Origin of the sequence: Sedimentisphaera salicampi (genome assembly GCF_002117005.1) — a bacterium.
In the GTDB taxonomy this organism is placed as follows: Bacteria; Planctomycetota; Phycisphaerae; order Sedimentisphaerales; family Sedimentisphaeraceae; genus Sedimentisphaera; species Sedimentisphaera salicampi.
The window spans coordinates 909102-921434 of sequence record NZ_CP021023.1 but is presented as its reverse complement, the minus strand read 5'-3'; the positions used below and the strand labels follow the sequence as shown (position 1 = coordinate 921434).

General features: G+C 40.5%; 10 protein-coding genes. All 10 read left to right on the top strand.

What is annotated here, in order from left to right; genetic code table 11:
- The first annotated feature begins 1 nt into the window (after position 1).
- The 10 genes from STSP1_RS03375 to STSP1_RS03330 all read left to right on the top strand — a co-directional run bounded on the left by STSP1_RS03375 (position 2) and on the right by STSP1_RS03330 (position 12331).
- On the top strand, positions 2–928 hold the full coding sequence (locus STSP1_RS03375; protein WP_085754996.1) for a glycosyltransferase: 927 nt from the start codon (positions 2–4) through the stop codon (positions 926–928).
- Complete coding sequence (locus tag STSP1_RS03370; protein WP_085754995.1) at positions 928–2064, top strand: CapA family protein; 1137 nt, start codon at positions 928–930, stop codon at positions 2062–2064. Before STSP1_RS03375 ends, STSP1_RS03370 begins: the two co-directional genes overlap by 1 nt.
- On the top strand, positions 2061–2960 hold the full coding sequence (locus STSP1_RS03365) for an ATP-grasp fold amidoligase family protein (RefSeq protein WP_226997503.1): 900 nt from the start codon (positions 2061–2063) through the stop codon (positions 2958–2960). Before STSP1_RS03370 ends, STSP1_RS03365 begins: the two co-directional genes overlap by 4 nt.
- Before the next feature lie 28 nt (positions 2961–2988).
- The gene (locus STSP1_RS03360) at positions 2989–4257 is read left to right on the top strand and encodes an O-antigen ligase family protein (RefSeq protein WP_161491590.1); all 1269 of its coding nucleotides are present in this window, start codon (positions 2989–2991) and stop codon (positions 4255–4257) included.
- A complete protein-coding gene (locus tag STSP1_RS03355) occupies positions 4220–5443 on the top strand; it encodes a glycosyltransferase (RefSeq protein ID WP_085754993.1) in 1224 nt (407 codons plus the stop codon). The genes STSP1_RS03360 and STSP1_RS03355 overlap by 38 nt, the downstream gene beginning before the upstream one ends.
- Positions 5444–5458: 15 nt before the next feature.
- On the top strand, positions 5459–6562 hold the full coding sequence (gene wecB / locus STSP1_RS03350) for a non-hydrolyzing UDP-N-acetylglucosamine 2-epimerase (protein ID WP_085754992.1): 1104 nt from the start codon (positions 5459–5461) through the stop codon (positions 6560–6562).
- Positions 6555–7622 carry a glycosyltransferase family 4 protein gene (locus STSP1_RS03345; protein ID WP_085754991.1) on the top strand — a complete coding sequence of 356 codons (1068 nt, stop codon included), beginning with the start codon at positions 6555–6557 and terminating at the stop codon, positions 7620–7622. Before wecB ends, STSP1_RS03345 begins: the two co-directional genes overlap by 8 nt.
- A 143-nt stretch (positions 7623–7765) precedes the next feature.
- The gene (locus STSP1_RS03340) at positions 7766–8893 is read left to right on the top strand and encodes a glycosyltransferase family protein (protein ID WP_085754990.1); all 1128 of its coding nucleotides are present in this window, start codon (positions 7766–7768) and stop codon (positions 8891–8893) included.
- Positions 8894–8951: 58 nt separating this feature from the next.
- The gene (locus tag STSP1_RS03335; RefSeq protein WP_085754989.1) at positions 8952–11228 is read left to right on the top strand and encodes a hypothetical protein; all 2277 of its coding nucleotides are present in this window, start codon (positions 8952–8954) and stop codon (positions 11226–11228) included.
- 71 nt (positions 11229–11299) lie between these two features.
- On the top strand, positions 11300–12331 hold the full coding sequence (locus STSP1_RS03330; protein ID WP_085756652.1) for an SDR family NAD(P)-dependent oxidoreductase: 1032 nt from the start codon (positions 11300–11302) through the stop codon (positions 12329–12331).
- The last annotated feature ends 2 nt before the right edge of the window (positions 12332–12333 follow it).

Genomic DNA, 12333 nt, shown 5'->3' with positions numbered 1-12333 from the left:
AATGCTTGGAATAATAATAGTAAACTACAAGACTAATCAACGTCTTATAAAATATATCAATGAGGAGCTTGTAAAGGTGCAGTATCCTCATAAGATAGTAATAGTAAACAACTCATGCACTACTGAGAGCAATGAGGAGATTGCTGCCGGCTGCGGAGCTGTGCTTGTGGAAGACAGGGACAGCATAGACAAAAGCGCCGGAATATACCTGCTCGGAGAAACTGAAAATCACGGTTATGCCAGAGGCAATAACATCGGCGCGAGATTTATGCTCAAGCACTTCCCCGAGACGAAGTATTTCTGCTTCTCTAATTGCGATTTGGTATTTCAAGATAATGATGTTGCCGAAAGGCTTATAGATAAACTTGAAGAAGACCCAAAAATCGGCCTCATAGGGCCGAGGATAGTAGGCCTTGATGGTAAAGATCAAAGCCCCAGAGTGATGAAAAATGTGTGGCAGCTGCACATTATACCAAAGCTATTTTATCCCGCATTCCCTCCAAGGGTTAGGATGAAAATTAATAATTTTACTATTTATAATGCGTATTCTGGTGAATACGATTACTTGAATGGTTCATTTTTAATTGTAAGTGTTTCTTATTTTTCGGAAGTGGAAATGTTTGACCCTAATACTTTTATTTATGCAGAAGAGCCAATACTGGCATTGAAAATGAGGAATGCCGGCTATAAAGTTTATTTCTATTCTGAGGTAAGCGTGCTTCATGAGCATGGGGTTTCAGTAAAGCAAAACAATTTCTCTGATTTTTCTGCTAAATGTAGCTATGAGTCTAACAGGTATTATCAAAAGACATATAAGAAGATAAACCATATTGAGCTTTTCTTGTATGATTTGTCATACTGGATTTATTTTAATATATGGTCAAGGTTGTTTTCTTTTATTAAATCTTATATTCTTCGGAGTTCTTGATGAATATCTTGATCGCCGGTGATTTCTGCCCAACATACGGTTCTAATCAGTATCCTGATGAGAAGATTCGGCCGGAGGATATCTTTACGGATTTCCTGCCGGAGATTCAGAAGGCTGATTATGCCATCGTAAATCTTGAATGTCCGCTCACGCAGGCAGCAACTGCTATTGAGAAGTGCGGGCCTAATTTGAAGGCCGGCAGGCTCTGGGCGGATCTTCTCAAGGACGCAGGCTTTGATATGGCATCTCTCGCCAATAATCACATTATGGACTTCGGCTCTCAAGGCCTTTCAGATACGCTCGGCGAATGTGATCGCGTAGGCCTTGATGCAGTTGGAGCGGGCGATAATTTAGAGCATGCTTCCAAAACTTTCTACAAGGAGATAGAAGGGGTTAAGCTGGCGGTGTTGAATTTTGCAGAGAATGAATTTGCCTCGGCCGAGCAGGATAAGGCCGGCGCCCATCCGATGAATGTCGTGCAGAACAGCCGAAAGATAATGGAGGCGAAAAAGCAGGCAGATTTCGTGCTTGTAATAATCCACGGCGGCCATGAACACTGCCATTATCCCAGCCCGAGGATGGTTGAGCAGTACCGATTCTGTGCAGATATGGGAGCAGACGCCGTAATCTGTCATCATACCCATTGCATTGGAGGATTGGAGGAATATAATGGCGTTCCGATAGCATACAGTTTGGGCAATTTTTTCTTTCCAAGCGGCTCTGCCTTTGACGGCTGGCGATACGGATATGCAGTTAGATTAGAATTAGAAGCCGGCGAAGATTTGGCTTTTGAAATAATTCCATACTCTCAATGCCTTGGCGGCGAAGCTGTTGAGCTGCTTGCCGGCCAAAAGAAAAAAGAAATGACAGAGCAGATACTTAGCATCGGAAAACAAATCCAAGACGGCAGCTACCTTCAGCACTGGCAGCAGTTCGTTAGCGAGAGGTGTTATGCATACCTCTACAATATATCCTCTGTCCCGAGGCTGGTATGGGGAGCAGCGAGGAGGCTGGGATTATTGCCGCTGATTTTCAAACTGCCGTGCAATAATAAAAAGAAAACGAGAGTGAAACAGAATATGATCCGCTGCGAAGCACATAGGGATATAATTATTGAAAGCCTGAAAAAATTATGAATTTTGCAAAAAAAATTCTTAGAATATTAATGCCAAAATTTCAATTAGTTAGGTTTTTTTACTTTCGGTATCTTTTTTTTAAAAGAAACAAATATTGGCCTGATTTTAAAAACCCTAAAACATACAATGAAAAGATCAATCTTCGCAAACGAGAGTATAAGCACGAGCTGTTTTCTGTTTGTTCGGATAAAATTAAAGCTAAGGAATATGTGGCAGAGAAAGTAGGTGATGATGTTGTTATTGAAAATTACTTTGTTGGGGATAGTATATCAGCGGAAAAAATAAAAGAGATACTGAATGAGAGAGGCGATTTTTTTCTTAAAGCCAATCACAATTCAGGGCCGGTTCAATTAATCAGTAGTGAATCCACAGATGAACAGATTAGAGAAGCTTGTAAAAGTGTTAATGAGCAATTAGATATTGATTTTGGAAAGATAGTTAATGAAAGATGGTACAGCGATATAACTCCTCGTATATTAGCTGAAAAAAGTCTTGAGCCAAGCAATGGCGAGACTGATATTAAAGATTATAAATTTCATTGTTTTAAGCAGGGTAATGGTTATATTAGGGTTGTCCTTCATGTTGATTATGACAGAAATTTCAATCATAATAGATCATTCTTTGAAGGAGAATCTCTTGATTGGCTTCCGTTTTCTCTGAGATATCCGGCCATTTATACAAAGCTAAAAGTGCCTGAAAATTATCAGAAGATGCTTGAGATTGCCAAAAAGCTTGCTGAGCCATTTTCGTATGTCAGGGTTGACTTGTATAATGTAAATGGAAATATTTATTTTGGCGAGATGACGTTTGCCCATGGTTCCGGAGCAGAGGAATTCAGTGCTTACTGTTACGATGAGTGGATGGGGAATTATTGGACGGGAGATCCACGGTATTGACAAATAGAATTAAATGGTTTATTTGAGTATGCAAACTCTAAACACAGTAAATAGCTTTTCTAACCGAAACAAAGCGGCTTTATTAGCCCCTGCAAAGCTCACATTTGCAGAGCAGACTTCATGGTTTTACTGCCTGCTGATGGGGCTGTATTTGTTTACGATCCCTTCGCTTTCTCAGGCGGAAGCAACGGCCGCAGCATCAAAGTATTTCGGGTATGCTGTTTCAATTGTAATTCTGCTGAAATTCTTTACCAAAGGCTTTGTGATTACTAAAGAGGTGATTTGTTTTGGGGCCTGGCTTTTATGGTCTCTAACCGGCATTATGGTTGCAGTTTCTATGTATGTCTTTGGCACTTCATTTTTCAGAATGTTTCAGTTTTTTGTACTGTTTATGCTTATTTTGCGAGTTGCAGATAATTTCAAGAACTTAAAACTCATCAGCATATTATTTTTCTTAGGTTTTGTTGAAGCCGTTATTTATACATTCTTAAGCGGCGATTTTTTATTGGGTACAGAAACCGGTGAAAGGATTACAGGCGTTAGCTCAAATCCTAATGGCTTAGCGATTATTATCCAGCATATGCTTATACTGCAGCTTGCTTTCTTTGAATTGTCCAAGAAGAAATGGATTAAAATATTTATGCTGGCTCTTTTGCCGTTTCAGGCAAAACTGATTTTCGCTACCGGATCCAAAAAAGGCCTTATATTTTTTATCTTTATTCTTTTAGTCTGGTATGCAGTTTTTCATTGGAAAGATATTGTCAAAAGGCCTCTTTTATTTTTATTCCTATTGGCTGGCGGGTTAGTTTTTATTGCTTGGATGTCTAGCGCTATTGCTGATACTATAGTAGGTAAAAGAATGAGAATGTTCTTAGAGACTGCAGAAACAGGCGGCGGTGCAGGAGAGCAGGCCAGAATAGGTTTGGTAAAAGAAGGGTTCAGGGTGTTTTCAGAACACCCATTAATTGGAGTAGGGCTTAATCAATTTGGATTCAATAATAAATTTGGTATCTATGCGCACAACACTTACATTGAGCTCTTGACCAACGGGGGGCTTATAGGTTTTGTACTGATGATGGCGGTTTTCGTAATTTTGGCTCTCAAGGGCTTTAAGAATAGGATGTCTAATATCCCCGAAGTTGCTATTGTATCAAAGATGGTGATAGTATTTTTCGCTTATGCAGCTCTCATATCCTTGGTTGCTCCATTGTTTTTCTCCCATTACCACTGGGTAGTTTTAGGATTAATCGCAGCCTTCTATGAAACTGCAAGACGAAAAGGAATTCTACGTGATTAATATGTCGATAGAGCGAATTCTGATAACAAGCATATATTACCCCTCACCGGCAAAGCCGGCGAGACTTACTTTTGTAAAGCAGATTGCCCACGCTTTTGCTAGGCAAGGCGTTGAAACGACGGTTATTTGCCCTGCAAACTTGAGATGCACTGCAGACAGGAAAGGCAATCCTTATCATTCTTTAGAAGATGCCGGCGAGGGTAAGGTAGTTAATGTTTATCGCCCCGCATATTTTCAGTGTTATTTTGGCCGAAAAATTGAGCGACAGCTTTGGCTTGGCCGATTAAGCAGCCCAAGATTGATGTTTAATAATTTTACTCAAGCAGTTTTAAGAACTGTAAGAAAAGAAAGGCTGAAATTTGATGCGGTTTATGGCCATTTTCTTTTTGCAGGCGGTGCGGCTGCCATTAATATTGGTCAGCTTTATGGGGTTCCAGCTTTTCCCGGCTTGGGAGAGAGCACAAGCGGCGAAAAAATTGGTTCAGTTGAAGCTTACGGAAATAAGTATGCAAGAGAAGTTATTTCAAATGCGGCGGGAGTTTTTACCAATTCTGCTTTGCTTTCAAATTTAGTGAACAGAACCCTCTCATATCCTCAAAACAAGATCGCAGTTTTTCCGAATGGATCTGATTTGAGCAAATTTAGACCTTTAGATAAATCTGAATGCCGCAAAGAGCTGGGCTTCCCCCAAGACCTCTTTCTTGCGGCCTGCATTGGTCATTATAGCGAGAGAAAAGGGCAAGAGAGAGTATTGGAAGCTATAAAACCTTTTGAAGATGTGGGAGTGGTTTTTGCCGGCAACAGCCTGCCTTATTCAGAGGAAGGGAAAATATTATGGAGCAGAAGTGTTGAACAGGAGATGATCCCCAAATTGCTAGGGTCATGTGACGTTTTCGTGTTGCCTACGCTTGGCGAAGGCTCGTGTAATGCAATTGTTGAAGCGATGGCTTGCGGTCTGCCGGTTATAAGCTCAAAAGGAGCTTTCAATGACGAACTCCTTTCTGATGAGATGTCTGTCAGGATTGATCCGATGGATATAAAAGAATTAAGAAAAGCTGTGAAAGATTTGAAGGATAACCCAAATAAACTTGAAGAAATGTCGATAGCTGCATTAAAAAGAGCTAAGTTATTCGATGTAAACTTGAGATCTGAAGGGATGCTTAAATTTATGGAATCTATGATTTGAGAGAAATGGATTTATATGAAAATAATATGTGTTTGCGGTGCGAGGCCGAATTTTATGAAGATAGCTCCCATTATGCGGGAGTTTGATAAATGCAGCGAAATAGAATCGCTTCTGGTGCATACCGGGCAGCATTATGATGAGAAGATGAGCGATCTTTTCTTCAATGAGCTTGGCATACCTGAGCCGGATATCAATCTGGGGGTTGGCTCGGGCTCTCACGCCGTTCAAACAGCTGAGGTGATGAAAAGGTTCGAGCCGGTGGTTCAGGATTTCAAGCCGGATTACGTCCTTGTGGTTGGCGATGTGAACAGCACAATTGCCTGCGGTCTGGTAGCAGTGAAGCTCGGCGTCAAGCTGATACACGTGGAAGCGGGGCTTCGTAGCGGCGACCGCAGCATGCCTGAGGAGATAAACCGAGTCCTAACCGATTCCATCAGCGATTTACTCTTTGTTACCGAGCAGTCCGGAATTGATAACTTGAAGAAGGAAGGCATCCCTGCCGAAAAGGTTCATTTTGTTGGGAACGTGATGATAGATACGCTCCTTGCCAACAGGGAGAAGGCGGAGCAGTCTGCTGTTCTGAATGATTTAGGCGTTCAGCCAAAAGGATATGGGGTAATTACTCTGCACCGCCCGAGCAATGTTGACAATAGAGATGATTTCAGGAAAATAATTGAAGCATTTAGAGAGATAGAGAAAGATATGCCGCTCATTTTCCCGATTCATCCCCGTACGAGGAAGAATATTAAGGAAATGGGTTTTGCGGATGTTATCTCTGAATGCGGCAATATCAGATTGATTGATCCTGTGGGATACTTGGATTTTATGAAGCTTATTTCTAATGCGGCAATTGTAATTACTGATTCCGGCGGGATACAGGAGGAAACAACCATCCTTCAGGTGCCCTGCATGACTTTGCGTGAGAATACAGAGCGGCCGGTAACTGTAGCCGAAGGAACCAACCGGCTTGTTCATATAGATACGTCTGATATACTTGAAAATTATAATCAGCTGAAGGCTGATAATTTTAACGTCTCCGGCAAAATCCCCAAATACTGGGACGGCAAAGCTGCTGAGAGAATAGCTGGGATACTTAGTGGAGCTCCTGTGTATGTCTAAGAAGAAAGTTTTGATAATAAATCAGAATATTGCAGAGTATCGTATCCCGATTTTAAATTTATTATCTGAATATTATGAACTTACTTTTTTGCATACCGAGCCTAAAAAATACGGAACAAAGCTGAAATTCAAGGAAAAGGTTGTTGCAAATATAAATTTGCCTTTTTTTAGTTTTTTGAAAGTAAATTTGCATAAATATTGCAATCAGTTTGATGTTGTTATTTCAGAGGCAAATATCCGTTACCTTGATAGGGATATGCTTATAATTAATCCATTCCGTAATTATAAATGGATAGGCTGGGGGATTGGAGTGTCTGCATCTTACGATAAAAAATTTGACCAGAACAATAAATTCGACTGTGTAAGGCACTTTATCTTCAAAAAGGCAGACGCTAATATCTTCTATTCTGACTATCCTGTAGAAAAGTATATTTCTGCTGGATTCTCGAAAGAGAGCCTGTTTGTAGCTAATAACACTACGGAGGTTTTTTACGATGAGAGCGTTAATTACGAAAAGAACAGTATTCTTTTTGTAGGTACTCTTTACAAACAGAAAAAGATTTACGAGCTTCTTAAAGCCTATAAAGAGGCTGCTGAAACTGTGAATGATATTATGCCTCTTAACATTATCGGAGGAGGGGAGGAATTCGAAAATATCAAAAGCTGGATTTCTCAAAACAAGCTTGAAGATAAAGTGAGTTTACTTGGGCCGATATTTGACCAAAAATTGCTGGCGAAATATTTCAGGAGTGCTTATGCATGCATTTCCCCAGGTCAGGCTGGGCTTTCCGTTTTAACAAGTATGGGCTATGGCGCTCCATTTGTAACTGTGAAGGACGCAATTACCGGTGGAGAAATATTTAACATTAAAAATGGCGAGAATGGTATATTATATAATAATCATTCAGAGTTGCCGGATATTATAAAGAATATTGCTGAAAGGCCGGATCTCTATGTAGAAATGGGGCTTAAAGCAAGAGAACATTATGTTAAAAGCAGAACTCCGGAGCAAATGGCTGGTGCTATTCGTGACGCAGTGGATTATGTGATTAGTAAATGAAAAAATTGCTTCAAATTAATTCAGTTCTCAATTCCGGCTCGACTGGCAGGATTGCTGAGGGGATAGGACATCAGGCTATAAGCAGAGGCTGGGACAGCTAATTTCAAAACATTAACATCTTATTTAGTTAAAGTGAGGGTATTTTGAAAAAGAAAGAATTTTGGCATATATATCCTGGTACAGTAGGGGCAGCGGGAGCATATGCTGATGCTTTGCAAAAAGCTTTGAGAGAAGCAGGTATTAAGGCCTTTTTTTTTGTTAGCTGGGCTTTTAAGTATAATACTGAAAATACTATTAAGTGTTTCTACCCAATTACGGATAAAATTCCTAATCGTGGCTTTTTTCTTAAAATAGTTAGGGGCATTGAAGTTGTTTTCGGAATGTTAGCAGTTTGGTTTTTAGCAATATTTCGAAGGCCCATCATTGTTCTGCATACAGCTGGCCCTTTTTTCTCTGTATTTATAATGTTTTTTTTGTGTAAAATATTTTGTTTAAAGGTAGGTTTGACTTGTCATGATGTGGCGACTAGGAATAAAGAAATGGGCAAATTAAGGCTATTGATGCTGGAGAGAGCAAATTTTCTTATAGTTCATAGCTTTTCGGCAAAAAAACTATTAATTGGATTTTTAAATGACAATGTAAAAAATAGAATTAAATATCATCCTTTTCCTTTTAGTAGTTATGATGAAATTATAGAACCAGCAAAACTTAGAGAGGCAGAAGATGTTTTGCGGAACATCATTCCATGTGATAAAGATTATTTTTTGTTTACGGGTCCTAGAATGTGCAAGGGCATAGAAACATTAAAAAATGCATGGGAAATTAATTCTCGTAATTTTAAATCGGTTTTGCTGATTGCAGGGAAATGGGGGGATGTACCAAGAAATCTTATTAATGAAATAAAAAAACTTAATAATTGTGTAATACTAGACAGATATTTAACTAACGAAGAGTTTTATTTATTTATTAAAAAGGCTAAATTTATTGTTTTACCATACTTAGAATATTCACATAGCTCAGTGTTAATTTCCTGCGCTCATTTAAAGGCACCTGTGATTACAAGTAACATCGCCCTTTTTGAGCAATATTTGCCTGGTTATCCAATGTCATTCCAAAAAGGAGATTCAAATGCTCTGTCAAAGATTCTTAAAAAAAGTGAAATATTAAATGAGAATGAGATTGATATTCTAATTAACAAGTTGAATAAATCCGTAAAAAAGGAAAATAGTCTTTTGATAAAAGAAGTTGGAGAAGTTTATCATAGCTTATGATAAGAATATTGTGTTTGTTGTAGCCAATCTTAAAAAGGAAAATAGTAGTCCAGAATAAATGAAGAAATTCACACAAATATTATTTTTTGCTGTTATAGCTGCCAATCTGCCGGCCGCTGAGAATTTGGCATTGAATAAGAGTTATACGCTTGTTCCAGAACCTAATTATCATTTAACTGAAGATGTTGGTGATTATCGCCAGCTAACTGACGGCTATATAGGTAAGTCTTGGTGGTATGATAAATATAGGGATAAAACGGTTGGGTGGTGGCATCGTGCACTTATTGATATAACTTTTGATTTAGAAAAAATAGAAGATGTTGGCAATGTTTTGATCTATACAACTGGAGGAGGTAAGGCAGGTGTTGAGTATTTGGATTATGCCGTGGCTTTGGTTTCAAGCGATGGAAGTGACTACAGCTTATGCTCAATAAACGATACTAAAGGATGGACTTTTGATAAAGATGGTTTTGCAGAAGCCAAAGTTTTTGAGCTTGATATAGGCCGAAAGTGCAGATATGTAAAACTTTTGGTTAAAACTTTTACTCACGCTTTCTTCTCAGATGAAATTGAAGTTTTGGCTGCAGAGCAGGATTGCCCTGAGCCGGCTGGGCCGGTATTTGTAAACAGCGAGGCGATAGATTATGCCGAGAGGCTGCGCCAGCTCGGGAGGAATATTGAATCTCTGGAACAGTCTTTCAAAGAATCTGAAGCTGAGGCTCATGATTTTGGCCAAAAAATAACTGCATACAAAAAGCGGCTCAATGTTTTTGAAAAGGATCTGGGCAGTTACGAAGAGCTTGAATCTCTTGAGAAGCTTTTTGGGAAAATTAGAGCGGAATACTTAAAAGCAAAACATAAAACCCCTTGGTACTGCACCTCTGCTGACCCTCTGGATGTGCTCAAATTTGAGGATATGCCGGCAGGCCCTAACAGCATATCTGAGATGGAGTATTATCTATGGCAGAATGAGCATGATCTTGCTGCTTTTAATATTGTGAACTTATCAGATAAGAGCCTAGAATTTAGTATAGATTTATCCCCGCTTAAACGCGGCGATGATTACATCCCCTCTCAGGCGTTTATGATTCCGAGGCGTGCAGTCTATGTTTATTCACATAATACCGGTTTTTTTGCCGATCCGCTTGTTTTGCAGGGAAGCAGAAGCTTTGAGGCAGCCCCGGGCGAGGTGTCTCAGATTTTCCTTGAGTTTAATTCAAAGTCTTTAGAAGCGGGCGAGTATTCTTCGGCAGTTTTGGTTCAATGCGAAAACAGCAAAGAAAAGCCAAAACAAATCCTCAAAACAAAGATAAAAATAGCCGGCCGCAAATTCCCTGATAATCCAGACTTCAAAACCTGCAACTGGGATTATATAACGGGAAGCAGTGCTTTTACTAATGATATTCCAGAGCTTGCGGCGGAAGATTTGAAACAGCATTACCTGAATGTTACTGCGATACATCCGTCTCTTTTCCTGCACAAAATATCTTCAAAGCAGAGTGGTACTGAGATTGCAGTAATAAATCCGAGGCTAAAAAAAGAGCTGCAGCTTAGAAAACATGCCGACTTTGTGCTTTTATTATTAGGATTCGGCTCTGGGAGAGAAAATTATTTTGGCGAAGACATGTATTCGGAAGAGTGGGGGAGGAAATTTGGAGCTTATCTTCGCCGGCTTGTTGAATATATGGAAAATCGTGGTTACAGTTATGGCGATTATGCTGTTTACCCCTATGATGAACGGCTGCATGATGATTTTATAAGAACGGCCGAGGTTATTAGAAAAGCCGATCCGAATATTAATATATATGCCAACTGTTTCGCAAATGGCCTTAAGGATATTCGTAAAGCAGAAGGTTTGGTTGATGTATGGTGCCCTCCCCTTGGGCAGGCAAAAGAGCATCCTGATTGGTTAGAAGAAATCAAGGGTTATGATTGTGAGATTTGGAGTTATGGAAGTCTGTCCAAAACAGCCTATGCTCAGAAACGGCTTGATTTATCAGCACCAATGAATGCAGCGGCAAGAGGTATTAACGGGGCAGGCTTTTGGGTTTATTTAGATGGCAAAGGCGGACAATTCAATGATTATAAAAAAATTAGTTGGGGTGCCGTGTATAATGGCCGTCATCCCGATTTTCCCAAAGATGCGATATATGAGCCGATAGTTCCGTCGAAGAGGTGGCAGCTTTGGCGGGAAGGGGTGGAAGATGCCGTCGCACTTAAAGGTCATCAAGAGCTTTTAGATGAGTTTATGGAAAAGCCGCCGGAAGAGATAACATCAGAATATCTTATGAACCTTCGAAAAAGGGCAGACAAGAAAGATTCCGGCAAAGATTAACAAAAGCTTTATTTGATTTTTTCCCGTCATTGTTTAATATACCCGAAAACATTTACAATTTTTGGTGGATTATGAAAAAACTTGAAGGAAAAACCGTACTTATTACCGGCGGAACGGGCTCGTTCGGCAAAACCGTAACAAACACCCTGCTCGAAACTGGCTGCAAAGAGATTCGCATATTCAGCCGTGATGAATTAAAGCAGGAGCTTATGCGGATAGAGAAGGCGAGCTCCAAGCTTCGTTTTTACATCGGCGATGTGCGCGACCTAGAATCTGTTGACGAGGCGATGAACGGCGTTGATCTGGTTTTCCATGCCGCAGCCCTCAAGCAGGTCCCGTCCTGCGAGTTCTTCCCGATGCAGGCTGTGATGACGAATATCTCCGGCAGCAACAATGTAATTCAGTCTGCGATAAAGCATGGCGTTGACAAAGTTGTATGCCTCAGCACTGACAAGGCGGTTTATCCCATCAATTCAATGGGCATGAGCAAGGCTTTGATGGAGAAGGTTGCTTCGGCGGCTTCAAGGCTTGATAATTCCGGCGATACAATAGTCTGCCGCGTCCGTTACGGCAATGTGATGTGTTCCCGCGGCTCGGTTATTCCGTTGTTTATGAATCAGATCAAACAGGGCAAGCCCCTAACTCTTACTGTCCCAGATATGACGCGTTTTATGCTGCCTCTGCGTGATGCAGTCAGCCTTGTGCTGTTCGCTTTCGAAAACGGCAACCCGGGCGATCTTTTCGTGCGCAAGGCTCCGGCCTGCACAATGATGGATCTTGCCAAAGCGGTTAGAAACATAATGAACGCCGATAATGAAATCAAAGTGATCGGAATACGCCACGGCGAGAAGATATATGAATCCCTTCTTACGGTAGAAGAGCTTCAGAAGGCCGAAGATATGGAGGATTATTACAGGATTGGCGTGGACGATCGAGACCTGAACTACACGATGTATTTCTCCGAAGGCAAGGAAAAGGAAGTTGTGAATCAGGATTACAATTCTCACAACACCAGAAGAATGGAAATCCCTGAGGTTGAAAAGCTCCTTCTCAGCCTTCCATACGTCCAAAAAGAGCTTGAAATCTGGGAGCAGAGGCAATAGTT

Bases quoted from the DNA above. Each gene is read 5' to 3' on its own strand.
- STSP1_RS03375 (WP_085754996.1), top strand. From the start codon at position 2: ATGCTTGGAATAATAATAGTAAACTACAAGACTAATCAACGTCTTATA.
- STSP1_RS03370 (WP_085754995.1), top strand. From the start codon at position 928: ATGAATATCTTGATCGCCGGTGATTTCTGCCCAACATACGGTTCTAAT.
- STSP1_RS03365 (WP_226997503.1), top strand. From the start codon at position 2,061: ATGAATTTTGCAAAAAAAATTCTTAGAATATTAATGCCAAAATTTCAA.
- STSP1_RS03360 (WP_161491590.1), top strand. From the start codon at position 2,989: ATGCAAACTCTAAACACAGTAAATAGCTTTTCTAACCGAAACAAAGCG.
- STSP1_RS03355 (WP_085754993.1), top strand. From the start codon at position 4,220: ATGAAACTGCAAGACGAAAAGGAATTCTACGTGATTAATATGTCGATA.
- wecB (WP_085754992.1), top strand. From the start codon at position 5,459: ATGAAAATAATATGTGTTTGCGGTGCGAGGCCGAATTTTATGAAGATA.
- STSP1_RS03345 (WP_085754991.1), top strand. From the start codon at position 6,555: ATGTCTAAGAAGAAAGTTTTGATAATAAATCAGAATATTGCAGAGTAT.
- STSP1_RS03335 (WP_085754989.1), top strand. From the start codon at position 8,952: ATGAAGAAATTCACACAAATATTATTTTTTGCTGTTATAGCTGCCAAT.
- STSP1_RS03330 (WP_085756652.1), top strand. From the start codon at position 11,300: ATGAAAAAACTTGAAGGAAAAACCGTACTTATTACCGGCGGAACGGGC.